This is a genomic window from Rosenbergiella collisarenosi (assembly GCF_018494085.1).
Classification (GTDB): domain Bacteria; phylum Pseudomonadota; class Gammaproteobacteria; order Enterobacterales; family Enterobacteriaceae; genus Rosenbergiella; species Rosenbergiella collisarenosi.
On the sequence record NZ_JABBFP010000011.1, the window covers coordinates 76,199 to 91,497 of the forward strand.

The 15,299-nt window shown below is 40.3% G+C and carries 11 protein-coding genes and 3 pseudogenes; 6 read left to right on the forward strand and 8 right to left on the reverse strand.

Going from position 1 to position 15,299, the window contains the following annotated elements:
• Nucleotides 1–2 precede the first annotated feature (2 nt).
• From HGT70_RS14620 to HGT70_RS14630, 3 genes are all read right to left on the reverse strand, one after another.
• Nucleotides 3–1,700, reverse strand: a complete 1,698-nt coding sequence (locus HGT70_RS14620; protein WP_214196347.1) for a type I secretion system permease/ATPase — start codon at nt 1,698–1,700, stop codon at nt 3–5.
• Between the two features lie 55 nt (nt 1,701–1,755).
• On the reverse strand, nt 1,756–3,561 hold the full coding sequence (locus HGT70_RS14625) for a polyurethane esterase (RefSeq protein WP_214196348.1): 1,806 nt from the start codon (nt 3,559–3,561) through the stop codon (nt 1,756–1,758).
• 100 nt (nt 3,562–3,661) lie between these two features.
• On the reverse strand, nt 3,662–4,015 hold the full coding sequence (locus HGT70_RS14630) for a hypothetical protein (protein WP_214196349.1): 354 nt from the start codon (nt 4,013–4,015) through the stop codon (nt 3,662–3,664).
• Between the two features lie 788 nt (nt 4,016–4,803).
• On the opposite strand from HGT70_RS14630, the pseudogene HGT70_RS14635 reads away from it, so the two are divergent.
• A pseudogene (locus HGT70_RS14635) lies at nt 4,804–6,163 on the forward strand (IS3 family transposase).
• 172 nt (nt 6,164–6,335) lie between these two features.
• Nucleotides 6,336–6,794 carry a GNAT family N-acetyltransferase gene (locus HGT70_RS14640; protein ID WP_244968962.1) on the forward strand — a complete coding sequence of 153 codons (459 nt, stop codon included), beginning with the start codon at nt 6,336–6,338 and terminating at the stop codon, nt 6,792–6,794.
• A gap of 224 nt (nt 6,795–7,018) precedes the next feature.
• Here the strand turns inward: HGT70_RS14640 and HGT70_RS14645 are convergent.
• Together HGT70_RS14645 and HGT70_RS16890 are read right to left on the reverse strand one after the other, a co-directional pair.
• Nucleotides 7,019–7,663, reverse strand: a pseudogene (locus tag HGT70_RS14645) (DNA adenine methylase); the annotation flags it as partial.
• On the reverse strand, nt 7,599–7,781 hold the full coding sequence (locus tag HGT70_RS16890; RefSeq protein ID WP_214196388.1) for a DNA adenine methylase: 183 nt from the start codon (nt 7,779–7,781) through the stop codon (nt 7,599–7,601). The pseudogene HGT70_RS14645 and the gene HGT70_RS16890, both read right to left, overlap by 65 nt.
• 331 nt (nt 7,782–8,112) lie before the next feature.
• On the opposite strand from HGT70_RS16890, the pseudogene HGT70_RS16895 reads away from it, so the two are divergent.
• Nucleotides 8,113–8,247: pseudogene (locus HGT70_RS16895) on the forward strand (DUF2913 family protein); the annotation flags it as partial.
• Between the two features lie 152 nt (nt 8,248–8,399).
• On the opposite strand, the gene HGT70_RS14655 reads toward HGT70_RS16895, so the two are convergent.
• Both HGT70_RS14655 and HGT70_RS14660 read right to left on the reverse strand, forming a co-directional pair.
• Nucleotides 8,400–9,383 carry an Abi family protein gene (locus HGT70_RS14655; protein WP_244968963.1) on the reverse strand — a complete coding sequence of 328 codons (984 nt, stop codon included), beginning with the start codon at nt 9,381–9,383 and terminating at the stop codon, nt 8,400–8,402.
• 265 nt (nt 9,384–9,648) lie between these two features.
• Nucleotides 9,649–10,008 (reverse strand): restriction endonuclease, encoded by a 360-nt coding sequence (locus tag HGT70_RS14660; RefSeq protein WP_214196351.1) that lies wholly within the window; start codon nt 10,006–10,008, stop codon nt 9,649–9,651.
• A gap of 305 nt (nt 10,009–10,313) precedes the next feature.
• Between HGT70_RS14660 and HGT70_RS14665 the strand changes: the two genes are divergently transcribed.
• Entirely contained in the window at nt 10,314–10,895 is a 582-nt protein-coding gene (locus tag HGT70_RS14665; RefSeq protein ID WP_214196352.1) for a hypothetical protein, read from the forward strand.
• A gap of 407 nt (nt 10,896–11,302) precedes the next feature.
• Here the strand turns inward: HGT70_RS14665 and HGT70_RS14670 are convergent, their stop codons facing one another.
• Nucleotides 11,303–12,517: a RepB family plasmid replication initiator protein gene (locus tag HGT70_RS14670; protein WP_214196353.1), complete on the reverse strand. Its 1,215-nt coding sequence runs from the start codon at nt 12,515–12,517 to the stop codon at nt 11,303–11,305.
• A gap of 262 nt (nt 12,518–12,779) precedes the next feature.
• On the opposite strand from HGT70_RS14670, the gene HGT70_RS14675 reads away from it, so the two are divergent.
• Both HGT70_RS14675 and HGT70_RS14680 read left to right on the forward strand, forming a co-directional pair.
• A complete protein-coding gene (locus HGT70_RS14675) occupies nt 12,780–13,985 on the forward strand; it encodes an AAA family ATPase (RefSeq protein ID WP_214196354.1) in 1,206 nt (401 codons plus the stop codon).
• Nucleotides 13,982–14,959: a ParB family protein gene (locus HGT70_RS14680; protein WP_214196355.1), complete on the forward strand. Its 978-nt coding sequence runs from the start codon at nt 13,982–13,984 to the stop codon at nt 14,957–14,959. The genes HGT70_RS14675 and HGT70_RS14680 overlap by 4 nt, the downstream gene beginning before the upstream one ends.
• Nucleotides 14,960–15,299: the final 340 nt, after the last annotated feature.

The window sequence follows — 15,299 nt, forward strand, 5'->3', positions numbered from 1 at the left end:
ATTTAACTCCCCAAATTATCCGATTGATGATTATTGGCAAAAGAGTCAATCACTTGCTTAGTCGGTCCAAAGACTTGGATTATCCCTGATTTTAGAAAAATTATTTTTGTAGTATATGGTATTAACATAGATTTATGGCTTGTTATGATGATTGTCTTCTTTTTTTCTTTAAGTTTAATTATTGTATCAATAAGATAATTCTCACCTTTACTATCGAGAAAGGTCTCTGGTTCATCTAAAAGAATGACATTTGGATCATCGTAGATCGCTCTGGCTAAGGAAATAAGTTGTAATTGACCACCAGATAAAGTGAAATCATTTGAGTTCATCAATGTATCATAGCCATTTTCGAGTTTTAAAATAGTAGGGTGTATTCCTACTTGTATCGCTGCGGCCAACACTTTATCTGATTCAATTTGAGAGAAACGAGCAATATTTTCTGCAATAGTGCCATTAAAGAATGCAGTTTGTTGTGGCAGATAACCGATATAAGGCCCTAGCTCGTCACGTTGCCACTGGCTTAAATCACTCCCATCAAATCTAATTTTTCCTTCTTGGACTATGGGTAGACCAGCAAGCACTTTCATTAGCGTACTTTTTCCTGATCCACTCGGCCCGGTAAGTAATACAACATCACCTTGGTTTAATGAAAAACTGATATTATCCAATATCTTATGCTCAGAATTATATTTATTTTCAACGGTTACCTTCTCGACTGAAATATTTCCCTGAGGAATTGGCAATGGCATTTTATTGCCAGATTCTGGTGAAGATCGAATAAGTTTTTTAACTCTCTCATAAGAACTTCTTGTATCATTAAAACTTCTCCAAACACTAATAATCTGTTCAATTGGTGAAAGAGTACGCCCCATTAATATTGATCCGGCTATCATCATCCCTGGACTTATTTCTCCTAGGATGACAACTATTGCCCCTACGCCTAAAATAAGGGATTGTAATGAAATACGGGTAAATCGGGTGATTGCATTAATCGCAATTGTTCTTTCACTTGCTTTTAATTGTGATGCCAGATATTTATTATGAGCTTCAAACCAGCGCTTACTTATATTGGAAAACATTCCCATAGCATTAATCGTTTCAGTATGAGTAAGCGTATTTCTAGCTATAACACCTGATATAATAGATTGATTGTTAGCTTTTTTTAGGTATCTAGTCGTTAATATTTCATTAAAAAACGCCAATGAAATAAGTAATAATGCCCCAATAACTGAAAAAACACCAATCCATTTATTAAAAATAAACATGATAGCCAAGTATATAGGTAACCATGGAATATCAAAGAATGCAAATAAAGCATTTCCTGTAACAAACTGCCTTATAATGGTTAAATCATTGACCGCAACTGATGCTTCAGTTTTATTACCTTTCAATGCAGATTGATACACAGCATTATAAACACGAGAATTAAATTTTTTATCAATCCTTTTACTAATAACAATGGCTACCATGCCACGGCAATATTCTAACAGAGACATTACTGCATAAATGAATACTATAATTAAAGAAAGCATTAATAATGTTATCAAGTTTTGCGAAACCAATACACTATCGTAGACCTGTAACATATAAAAAGTAGGTGCTAGCATCAATATATTTATCACAGCGCTAAAGCAGCCAATAGACAGGAAATAAAACTTCAATGTTCGAATAAATACTATTATTTCATTATTTTTATTCATCTAACTCGCCAATAGTAAAATTTAAAAAGTGGGGAGGAGAAACCTCCCCATAGAACTAAGCTATTAAAATGTGTTCATCAACATTCATGTTGGCTGCGCCAATGAGGGTTACTTGATTATTTCCGAGTGTAATCAGTAAGTCATTCCCGTGTACAGACGTTAAATTATGGTGATCCTGAGCTAAGTGAGAAGTATCGGTTCCGGTAAATACAAGCTTATCTGTGGCTGAAAAACCTTTAATAAGGTCTTTTCCAAAATCACCATTAAACAAAAATGTATTATTACCCTCTTTTGCATCAATAGTGTCGTTACCATTTCCAGCAACAAAATTTTGGTTACCATGATCCGCTGAAATTTGGTCATTACCGTTGCCACCAAAAATCCAGCCTGAGGTTTGAGTTGAATGTAAAACATCATCACCCTGTGTCCCATGAACCGACGCTGAATAACCTATTTGGTTACCGTTAGAGTTATCATGTACTGAGTAATTATCAGTACCATTAAATTTAATATCCTCAATATCTTTTGCTTGCGTAATCTCACCGTTCTCATTACGGATAAAGAGGGTATTCCCATCTAATGCGATATCATAGTTAGCTTTATCACCTAAAATTAAAAGATCATCCCCCTCACCACCTGATATGAGATTATATCCATGGGTATCTGAAAATTTATCATTCCCACCCAATCCTTCCAGATAGTCATTGCCTCCACCACCTCGAATAAGGTCATCACCTTGACTACCAATAATGAAGGTATCCCCAGTATGCGGCTCCGTCTTCCTATTAAGATCTTCAACCCAGGTGTTCGCTTTTGCTGGATCAGAAAGATTTGAAACAATGACTGTAGAATCACGATTAGTTAACGAGTAAAATTCAGAGTTTAGTACCCGATGTAAACCATCCTCGTAAAAACTCGGCATATGCGAAATCCAGCTACTGATATTCCCAATTGAACTGGGTAAAAGATTCCATGCATCTGAAGCATAGTAGTCATTGAAATTGACAATATTATCTGTAGTTGACTGATGCGGTTGATCATGGGCACCTATAATTGAAATATCGGAATGAAAACCATTAAGAACTCTAAAAACAGGATCATTTTCGTAGCCGATATTTAAAACTTTTCCACCCTCAAATTGGGTTGGTGAAGCAAAGCCAATATAATTCGAATCAGAGAAGAAGCCTCCCCACTGACTATCTGATGAGTAAGCCATACTATTTACCATCAGACCACCAAGACTATGACCCGATACAACAACATCACTGCCCTTTAAATCATTCTGTTGAGCAAAATTCGCAACACTATTTAATAGGTCGCCATAGGCTTTCTCAGTAAACACTTCATTGCGATGTGGGTTAATTGCAGCAATGGCATCATTAATCCCATCACCTAATGTATCTGCTAGAAATCCAGGTCCGCGTGATCCACTAGTCCCTCTAAAACCGATTCCTATCTCAGTAAGTTTACCTGAGTCATCGTATTTACCCATAATTTCTACCTGAGAAGAGGTGTACCCTAATTGTGAACTCAGATAAGTACCATTGCTATCAGTTTTTCCAGAGTAATTAAGTTGTTCTGGCGTAATTTGTTTCCACCCTGCAGATTCGATATTTTTCACTGCCTGCGCATTAGCATCAGTATTATATGGAACACCTTGTAGTACGCCTTGAGACGTCGTAGAGCCAAAAATACTCTCAGTCAATGTTAAGGGAAGTCCAGCTTTAAACCCATACTTCTCATAACCGTTAATGAATCCATCATCGATGCCTCTGTACGAGAACGTAGCTAAATCTAAGGCATCCTTAAATATTTCTTTATTCTTTACACTATCGTATTGATTACTATCAAATATTCCCATAATAATACCTCATTATTGATGTTGATTATTACTTGGTTTTCCTCTAATTAAAGGATTATTGAAACCAAATTTTCTATCTTAGAATTGAAAGAAATTACATTCATTTTATTGGATTGACTATAGTTACTACGCCTCTAATAACACCTCCTACGACTTTTCCAAATACCGTGCTTCCAACAGAGGCACCTATCGAAATAATTGGAGAGACGGTACTGCCAGCAGTTCCAATGATGGGGGGGAGCACGTCTCTGAAAATATTACTGATAGTTTTTGTAAGATCACCAGCTACACCTAAACCAGCTTCAATAGCTAATCCGATATCTTTGCCAATTTGTCCGCCAATTGCAGCATAACTATCTGCTTGAGGTGCTCCATCCTGGACCGGTTTAGTGAGACCTGTCACAGAACCAGCACCTGATACATATTTAACCTCAGTTACTGTCAATACTTTCATATTGATTCTCCTAAGTATTACTAACAAAAAAGACCCTTCATAATCAACCAATTTATAACTCTATATGTCAAGTACATTATGCACACATTAGATGAACTTTTTGTTACGCAGGTACGTATACTCTCCATATATCATTTCAGTGTATTAAAAATTAGAGTTGGAGTGAGTTTCCCTACAACATAGCAAACAGCCATGAAACATTCGCCCGAGCGGTGTTAATTGTGATTCTGATCTCAGAATTAAAATTAACACCGCTCGTGAATAATGCCTTCACGAACTATATCAAGCCAGTATCGTATTAATGTCCAGTTAGAGAACGAAACTCAAAAAGTGAGTATCAGTAATCAGTGCTATGTGCGCAGAAAGAAACCTGTTTGCCCTGTAATAGGCTTTGTAAAATAAAGCAGATTTAAGGTGAACGTCTCTTTAGATGATCAGATTTTACATAAATACGCACGCTCTCTGGAATTCCTGCTTTTGTCATCTTATTCGTCGCACGCACCGCTAGTGAACGAGCTAAAACTATTTATATCCGTGTCCGTTGTTGGGCGATGGTTGTTCTCTATTGTCCTCTTCTACCAGGCATCACTTCCGTTCAGTTGCTTATCCGCAATAATATCCTTGAGTTCTTTATACTCACCGTGTGAATATGCCACTCATTTACGAGAAGAAATAAACGCGTACATAGTCTTTAGTTTTGGTTAATCGTGACACAACCGATTGTGACTAGCGCCATCGATGAACTGCACCCCAAAAGTTGGACACCCGACTGATTAAGGTGCAGTTCAGTGAGCAATCCAAAGTTTTTCCTCGAATTACGGCTCGCCGTTGTTACTCATTATTTGAACACCAGTGATGGCTATCGTGAGACTTCCGCCCGTTTTGTCGTAGGTCGCACAGCGGTTCGCCGCTGGATTGCTGCATGGCAGCAGCACGGAATTGACGGACTGACTTAGAAAACTGCTTACTACATGCCTGAGTTTCGGCTGAAGGTTGTCCGCGCAGTCATCGATGATAAACTTTCGCATCCGTGATGCTACCGCTAAATTTAACCTTTCCGGTTAGAGCACCGTTTACCAGTTGGTTAAGCGCTTTCAGGCGTCCGGGGCCGGGGCGTTCTTCGTTATTAAAAGCGGAAGACCGAAAAATCCGGAACACATGTATAAGGGCATCAATTCCCCGTCAGCACCACGCGATAATTCTCCTGACGTTCAGGCCATACTGCGCTATCTTCGCGCCGAGATCGCGTGGCTTAAAAGAGCCGAAGGGCTGGATGGTGGTAAGTTTCAGCGCCGGAAAGCCCTTATCATTCAGGAACTGCGCCGCGAGCACGGCCTGAATGACCTTCTGAGGGCGGCTGGCATGGCGCGTAGCACGTTCTACCATAACCTCAGCGCCATCAGGAAAGCAGATAAGCACCTGGCGTTGAAAGAACTAATCCTTGATATTTATCACCACCATAAGGGGCGGTACGGTTATCGCCGGATAACTCTGGCGCTCCGGCGCAGTAATGTCCCAGTTAATCACAAGACGGTTCAGCGCCTGATGGGCGAGCTGTCGCTCCGTGCCGTTATACGCGTCAGAAAATACCGCTCATGGAAAGGTCAGGTTGGGAAAATCGCACCTAACCGCCTGCAACGCGACTTCACGGCCAGCAGTGCCAACGAAAAATGGGTGAGTGACGTGACGGAGTTCGCGGTTAACGGCGAAAAGCTATACCTCTTCCCGGTGATTGACGCCTTCAACGGCGAAGTTATCGCGTACAGCCTGTCAGAAAGGCCCGTGATGGCGCTGGTTGATACGATGCTGGACAAAGCATTTACGCGGCTGACGCCGGGGGATGCACCCGTGCTGCACACTGACCAGGGCTGGCAGTACCAGATGACGGCTTATCAGGACAGGCTCCGGGCAGCAGGCGTAGTGCAGAGCATGTCGAGAAAGGGCAACTGCCTTGATAACGCAATGGCTGAAAGTTTTTTCAGTACGCTCAAATCTGAATGCTTCCATCTGGAGGAATTTAACAGCATTCCTACGCTGAGAGAGGCCATTAACGCCTATATTCACTACTACAATCATGAGCGAATCAGCCTGCGGCTGAACGGCCTCAGCCCTGTTGAGTTCAGGCTACTGCACCTGAAAGCAGCATGACAAAGGAGCGCGATATCCCCCATAAAAGCTTGTCGAATGTTTCAAACCGTGAAGCGGACATAGGATCACCAGAATAGTTTGGTAACAGTGCTGTCAATTTACCCGTTCTGTGCTGATGCTTTCCTTGGCAGCATACTTTATGCTGGTCACACTCATTTTGCAGGATATAACCATGATAACCGTAGAGAAGTCAGATCCATTTTCTTCAGAATCCTATCGCTTAATCGAAATGCTGTCAGAAGAACTTGCCGCTATTACGGGTGATAACGGAAAAAGCAATTTCACCATTGAAGGAATGTATGATGATAAAGCCTTATGGGTATTGGCAAAGAATATTCATGGCAAAGCAATAGGATGCGGAGCTATTAGACCGTCAACGCAAAATACAGCAGAGCTTAAGAGAATGTTCTCAGACCGAAGTGTGCCAGGGATTGGGAGAGCGTTACTCTCTTTTCTCGAAAGATCCGCAAAAGATATGGGATATAGCGAACTCAGACTGGAAACCCGGCACATCAACCATCGGGCAGTAAATTTCTACGAGAAAAACGGATATATCCGCATTGAAAATTACGGCCCCTACATAGGTAGAACAGAAGCCGTCTGTTTCTCAAAAGCATTGCACTTGTATTAATCGGGCATGCCGATTTCTGGAACTGAGCTGCCTGTCAGATTAGGTATAGCTCTAAGCAGTAGGTGTGTTAGTTCAACTTGCGACTAATACATGCTAGAACAACAGCCAATAAGGTCCTGTTGAAGCCCTCCGACCAATCTATGCCAAGTTGGCCAGAGGGCACAACATCTCCGATGATCCAGTGTCAAACATTACGGGGTCAGTTCAAGTCAGGGCTTAATTTTTCAAAAAAGTATGAGGCTTTTCTTCACGGCGATAATGTCTCTCGCCTTGGGTATCTTTCCAGTTTTGCTAGACATGCTACGTTTTACTGATACGTCGCGAACGTCAAAGCCATTGGCACGGTATAGCTCTTTAATCGACTCAGCGCCGCTATTAGTTATAATTATTGTTGCGCCACGCTGGTGGGCTTCTAGTGCGTATTTAACGAGCCTTGCTTGGTCTGCCATTTTGAATGTTGTACCGTTGCTGTACTGCGTGAATCCTTCTTTGTCCGGTAGAGGCTCATAAGGTGGACCGCAAAACACAACGTCCCCGGCACCGACTTGCTCGATAATCTTTGAGTAATCCTCACAACTAAAGGTCAGGTCTTCACTGCAGCAAATAAAGTTTTCCATTTCTTCTAAGGGGAAATAAGGATTATCGTAATCGCCAAAACCGACGTTAAACTCTCCTTTTAGGTTGTAGCGCATGAGTCCTTTAAAGCAATGACAGTTGAGGTAGATAAATACAGCCGCGCGTTCTGCCGGCGTGTATCTCCCCTCATTAAATTTTTGGCGTATACGTAGAAATATTTTACGTTGGTTATAGTCTTGGAATAATCGAAACGCCCTCGCAATAATGTCGTGGGCATTCTCCTGGAGCTGCTGATAGGTATTTAATCAGGTCTGAGCAATTATCGTTAATGAGAGCCGTTTTAAGGCCAGCATTAAGGAATATTGAACCTCCACCAGCAAAAGGCTCGATAAGCCGCTGGTGGCCTCCAATAGCGACAGAATATCCGGTAACTGAAGGAACTTACCGCCCCCCACTTGAGGAATGGCTTATTAAAGCTAGGCCTAGTTATAAGCCCCTTAAGCTGTATCTTTTGAGTCTTGGTCCTCACGAGGATTTCTATACTGACCAGAAAAAACATAGAAAGTAGGATCCAAAATTAGTTGAGTAGTGAAAGGGCGCACATAGCGCCCTTTTTACTTGATGGTTATTCGATAGCTTTCCTACATATCAATGTCGCAGTATGTTTTAACCGAGCAAACGTCCTTCCCAACATGAGGGATAACCGGGCGAATAGAGTTAGCTTGGAGTGATTTTTCTGTACAGGCAATCGTCGCCGACAGCGCGTCTGACAGGAAACGTAGTGGGGGTGATGAAGCTGTTTCATCACTGTGGCTGGCAGGCAAAGCATGAGTCTGGTTCCTCCCTGCCCCAACAGTATACGATTATGGCCGGATAGGGAGTGCCAGAAAAAGGTGATTAGTGGCTGATCTGTGCCAGTTCGTCTTCAGTCAGACCGGTCCTTTTCATGACATTACTGAGGTATTAAAGCTTCATTATATTCTTTGCATTAGGATATTTTGCGGAGCTTGCTTCTGGCGTGAATCGAACCTAATCATTAAGGGAAAATGTATTGATTCCGCCCTGCATAGCTCTATCCGCTCCATAAAAAATGGCCTGGTTTTTGTCACTTTTGATCAACACATTCGCTGCAGTAATGTTTATTATTTCGCCCGTATGTTCAGGATTGATTTTAACTCCTTTTGACCAGTCTTTTCTCACTTGCAAAGTGGGAATTCCTGTAGGGAGTTGTTTATTCTTCCAGAGAGCATGTAATGAACAAAGTTCAGACATTCTTGTATTACTCTCAATTATGTCAAGTAATTTGAGATTAGAAGGATTTATCCAATATATTACTTTCAAACATCTTTCATAATGTTCAATTACTTTGTTTATTATATCCTCAACCTGATATGCTTTCTTATTGCGCCATAAAGGCTCGTGATGAGAGAGCCGGTTTCTTATCTTACTGATATCTTTGAGTTCATTACCTACGCTGTTTATTGACAATGGAGAGCCGGAGGTTGAATCGACAGCGTTCGGGAATACACGATGCCTTAAATGTGGCCATAATGTGAGATAGGCGTTTTTTTGTACGTCGAAATCTTTTTGTACCAGAGATACCCAAAAGCCCAGAGTTAACTTTGAAATGAAGTTTTCTGCGGTTAAAGGTTTATTTTCATAATTAAGCTGTTTTACCGCTGTTTGGATATTACTCCATGCGATAAAGTTATTCTTTTTTGTAAATGTATTAACAAACCAAAGCTTGTCAATTTTAGCTTTTTCTGTCACCCAATTATGCGGCTGGAAATGCAGCTCAACCTGCTCTTCTTCGTGTACTATCCAGGACTGATAGATAGCGTTACGAAGTGAAATTTCAATGATTTGAAGCGCTGGTAGAAATGCACTGGCAAGTTGCTTATTCCAAAGATAGATACCAAGGCATAGTTCTGGCGAGGCCCCGCCCAAGATAGGTAGTTGGTATGTTGAGAACCTAGCTGTAGAAAGGGACTCTGTAATCGCTTGAATTGTCATTGTTCCGATCCATAAGGTTTCATAGATTCAGTATACCTTCCATGAGCTTAGACAAAAATGCCAAATTTGTGGTTAGCGCGTGTCTATGTTTGTGACAGATTGAGGTTGACATGCGGCACCTAGACAATCATAACCCTACCCCAGAGGTAACTCTATATATGTAAGCGCCCGCCCCTACTCAACGATGGTCGGAACGCAAATAAATTTTTCAAAAAAGGCTTCCTGATGGAGGCCTTTTTTGATCTTGTGACATAAAAGCGCATGTTTATTTAACAATATCAGGATAAATTTCGTCAATCTTAATATATAAGTTGCCCATTTCGGCTGCTCGTCTGATTTTTTCTTCCATCAATATTCTGAAACTGATATTATTTTTTAACATGAGAACAAGATCATAACCGCTGACACAGATGACCTTCTCTTCCCTCCCCCATGCATTTAGACCACTTTTTGTAAATCCAGCCCAACTGATAAATACGCCGCGAGCCCATGAAATTTTCTGATCCAGCTTGCCATGAAATGCATGGAGATCAGCGTTTCCTGTTTTAGTACTATGCCACTTTCGTTCCACAAGATAGGTTTCATTATTTAACAGAAAACTGCCGTCAATCTGTTCGCCCTCCAACCTGAATGCGCCTTTAGGGGATAGATAGAAGGCGGCAAATAGTTCATTAAGCCATACCCTAATGTTTCCATCACAAACTACACTACGTTAGAAAAATCGTCCAAAAAAATCACCTTCATCTATATGATGCAGTCAGTTCCAATGATTCAAAAATAAGCCACCGACACTAAAAGCCACTTAACATAACAAAAATCAAGATTACAACCAAAAATAACTTAACTGCATCATTAATTAAATTATGATGGAGTTAACGCCAAAAGAAACAATTTATCAAAATTTAATCAATATGTAGTAAATAGGTGTAAATGAATACTCCAGATGAAGCAAACAAAAAAAGCAACACAGCTGTAATTACAGTGAGAAATGTTCCGCGTGATGTAGATGACATAATCACAACGCAAGCTAATGAGCTCGGAAAATCTAAGAGCGATTTTATCAAAGAGCTCCTTATTCGGGAATTTCAGGATCTGATTAATAACTATAGCCGCACCAGCTCACTTGTATCTCTGATGGATAAAGAATTAGAAAAGATGTCTGGCGTGAAGGTCGCTGAACATTGGTATGAGGACGATATGATTACAGCTACCAATCTAAAATATAGAACCCTTCTGAAACTCGATTCTGTCGATGATTTACAGAAAATCATGATGAAGAATATGCCCTATCTTCAATTCCGGGCTGGCCAGATATTAAATTCTCAATTTTCCTACATCCCTCGAGGGCTATCTCTGACCTTTTCTCTATTCAATGAGATAGCTAGTCGCGACTCGAATATTATCAATACAGCATACCGAAAGATATTTTACTGGCGAGACGAAGATATCTTTTACATAAATGTTGATTCTATTCGTGCGGAAATGAAGCTAGAGCCTACCGATCGGAGCTGAAACGAGACAAGCTACCTGAAGAGCGCCTTTTCTTAAATAACTAGTTCCTAGAGGTCAGACTAGTCGATACCTTAAAAACCATTTCATCTTTATCCTCGGCATAAATGTCCTCAATAACCTAATAAGTACGGTTCTCGCGGTGAGCGGATCTTAGGGGCCATAGTTTGAATCTTCTTCTCGATAGGAGTATCACATGCAATACGGCTACCGTTTTCGTTACCGCTGCTAGGCTATCTTGGCCGCTGATAGCATATAATAGAGTTAAATTTACCGCTAATAGCATACCTTTAAACTCAATGTAGAATACACTTACCTACAGACTATATAATACTAGCCTAGTTTTACCGCTGGTAGCATACTAATACTTACTTACCGCTCACAGCATACTAAATGCTATGGCTCATTCTTTAGAAGGCCTTCAAGCTATTGGTAAGAATTTCAATAAATCTGATATTTTCAGGCGTTAGGTTTTCGGATAATATGGCTATCTTGTTGATTATATTTTGTTTTGCATCTAACGATATGGATTCAGTAGGACTTACTACCAGTGTGTCTTCCGAATCATTCTTGGCTTTGACAGTGAGTTTCGGGTTTCTATGATGTATTTGTATGTAGACTGATCTACCACGTTTGATTTCACTGTAATCCAAGTATCCTAATTCTTTAAGAGACTTCAAACCGTTTCGTATCGTTTGATTCTGAGAACTAATACTTGCGCTATTAAGATTAAGCCTTGTCCTCAATCGAGCTAACGAGATCGGGGCGGGTCGAGTGGGCAAGCTTTCTATAAAAGTATACAGTGCCTGAGCGGTCTCTTTACGTGGTAGTTTATTTATTACCTTTAATTGCAATAGTACTTTGTGATCGAACTGGTAAAGTTCTTTCAATTTCGGTTCTGCATAAAAAGTGATGTTGTCGTTCTTTTCGTTATAATCCACGCTGTTAATCAAGTGCACCATTAACAAGTGAATTTTGTTTGATCCATCTACATTTTTTTCATCATGGGTACGTTGGAATGACAACGTAGTAGACATAATTTTACGCAAGCTAGTGAGGATCCTGTCCCTTAAAGTCTTACGAATCTGAGAAGATGGATAACCACAGTATTTGGCAAACTTTATGATACTAATATCCACCCTACCTGCTGCGTCACCGAATTCTGTTAGTGAACGAACTATACCGACCCATGTTTTAAAATCATGGTCCATGTCAAGTCGTTGACCAGTTATTTTTATATCAGTGTAGCCTTCGGACTTAGCGACATCAAGTTGTACAAGTTCAGTAGAAGCATCGATTTGATTCCTATTCCCACGCTTGCTGTTTTTTGTTCCTTTGAGCGTGGGTACAAATAAACCGAGTCTCATGAGAGCAATTGGCTGGACGGTATTATTACTATTAGGATTTAGTTGGCCAGTGTATACATTATTAGTAGTATTTGTAGACTTCGGCTTTTCTATATCTATATCTATGTTTTTTATGATTTTTTTATTCATTGTGGACAAGTGAATACCTTTTACATCAAACCGCTGACAGAATACCTTAAAAACCGCTGACAGAATACAATGTACTGCTCTTAGCATATTAAAAACCGTTGGTATAATACCAAATACCGTTGATAGCATACGAGATACCCTTACAAAGCCAGTAATAGCGTGTCTCTTAGCGATCAGGGATCTCTTTAGGATCTTGATTTGATCTCATAGGGATCTTAATTATTGGATCTATCGTGTGGATATTGTGGATAAAAAGTAATTTTCTTTAATCTAATAACGTACAATAATAATATTTTTTTCTAAATATGTTGTACGTGATTAATTTTGATGTACACTAAAGCTATTCCTAGTTCATAGATGTACAGGGAACTACTTATCTCAGGGGAAAACTATGAAACGCGATTACGGTGGTGTGGGTACTATAGCTCTTAGAGCTAGCGCTTTACTTAAGGCTATGAGCCGAGATATAGAAGCACAACGGAAAGAGTTTAATTTGACGGAATATCATCAAACATACACTCGAAATGCCGTAGCGAAATTACCAAAGCTAAGCCGTCGTATAGTTGAATTAGCCATAAAGGAAATGGAAGAAAATGGCTACAAATTTAACAAAAAACGGATTGGCAACGCCGAGCAATATGCATTAACAATCCAGAATGTCATTGATATATACGCCCACCGACAAATACCTAAGTATCGTGATCTTCATAAAGACCCCTACGTAATATTTGTTGTTAACTTAAAAGGCGGTGTATCTAAAACTGTCAGTACAGTAACGCTTGCACATGCGTTGCGTGTACATCAGGATTTGCTCCGCCATGATCTTCGCATCTTGGTCATAGACCTTGACCCACAGGCATCTAGCACTATGTTTTTGGACCACACTCATAGTATCGGAACCGTTCTTGAAACTGCAGCTCAAGCCATGCTAAATGATCTTGATACCCAAACATTGCGAGAGTCAGTTATACGACCAACTATAATTCCAGGAGTTGATGTTATTCCTGCTTCTATCGATGATGGCTTTGTAGCAAGCCAATGGAATACATTGGTTGAAGAACATTTACCTGGTCTTAAGCCTTCTGAAGTGCTTAGAAAAACAATAATTGATCGGATTGCAGGTGATTATGACTTTATCTTCATTGATACTGGCCCTCATCTAGATCCTTTTCTTTTGAATGGGTTAGCTGCAAGTGATTTACTCCTTACGCCTACACCTCCTGCACAGGTTGATTTTCATTCAACACTTAAATATCTGACCCGTTTGCCTGAAATGCTCGAAAGTCTTGAAGAAGAAGGGGTTGAACCACGTCTGAGTGCAAGTATTGGATTTATGTCAAAAATGACCAGTAAACGCGATCATGAAACATCCCATAGCCTGGCTCGGGAAGTTTATGCCAGTAATATTTTAGACTCATCCCTCCCCCGCTTGGACGGATTTGAACGATGTGGTGAGTCTTTTGATACCATCATTAGTGCCAATCCCGTTTCCTATCCAGGCAGCTTAGAAGCATTAAAGAAATCTCGTAGCGAAGCAGAACGGTTTACTAAAGCTGTATTTGACCGAATTGAATATATCCGGGGAGCATCGAAATGAAGAAGGTTTTAGCTCGTGGACGGGTTCTCGGGAATGCTAATTCTGAGTTTGCTCGTATGCTCGAGAGTGACGGAGATATAAAAACTTTTACTCTCAAATCAGGAAAGCAGGTAAAATTTGTTAAAACAGTTATATTAAGCGGAGAGATTGAATCTAAAACATTTGTTGATACTTCGGTAAACGGACGTGATCAAACTATGCTTTCCCGAGAGTCGGTTAATGATATTTCCCGTACAATTAAACTTCAGCAGTTTTTTCCAGCTATTGGTAGAGAAGTAAAGGGAAGAATTGAGATATTAGATGGCACACGTCGTCGAGCTGCCTGTATCTATAACAACGCAAAATTCGAAATCTTAGTAACCAAAGACGATATTGAACTGGTAGACGCCCGACAGCTTGCAAAAGATATACAAACAGCCAGAGAGCATAGTCTGCGTGAGCTTGGGAAAAGATTGGAACTGACCTATGGAACTAGCATAACTAAAGAAGAAATCGCACGGGCTGAAGATATCTCTTCGGCAAAAGTTACACGGGCGTTCCAGGCTGCGTTGGTACCGGACGAAATGATTTCTGTATTCCCTGTTATCAATGATATTTCGATAGCCGATTATCAATATCTACTGAAACTCTCTGAAGAAGCAAACAATAAAAAAACGTCAGTGAAAGAGTTGATGGAAAAAGTACGACAAAAGTTGATGACACTTCCTGACTATCCGACTATTGATAAAAGTAGAATCTTAGCGGTCTTACGAGAAGAGAGTAAAGCGCTCACGAACAAACCGACAAAAACTATAAAAACTGAGAAGCTAAAAGATTTTGCTGATCGCAATCAGTTTGCCAGGAAAAAAACTGATTCTAAGAAGCGACTTGTTATTTATGAGTTTTCACGGGTATCTAATGAAATACAGTTAGAAATTGATGAAGCTATCAGACGTATTCTTGAAAAGACATCTTCAACTGAGATCGACAAGTAAACAACAGGATATCTTTTGGCATAATTCCTACAGCTGGGAGGATTAGCTGAGACCTGGTCTGGCATTTACCAGTGATACAGACTGGTAAATATCAAATTTCATCTGTATTGAATTTTACTCAGTTAAGCTTAGCTCTATATATCAACTAATATTTCCACTTACGTACGGCCGCGACCTATTTTCCCCTTATGGGGTTGGTGATTATCATAATGGACTAGTCGTTCGTCAAGTCCTGTACCGATGGCGAGCCGGGAATGAAACTGAACGATCAACAATAGCAGACTCAGTAAGTTAATAGGTTCTTAGAAGGCTACAATTACTAGTGTTTCTAACGCACATT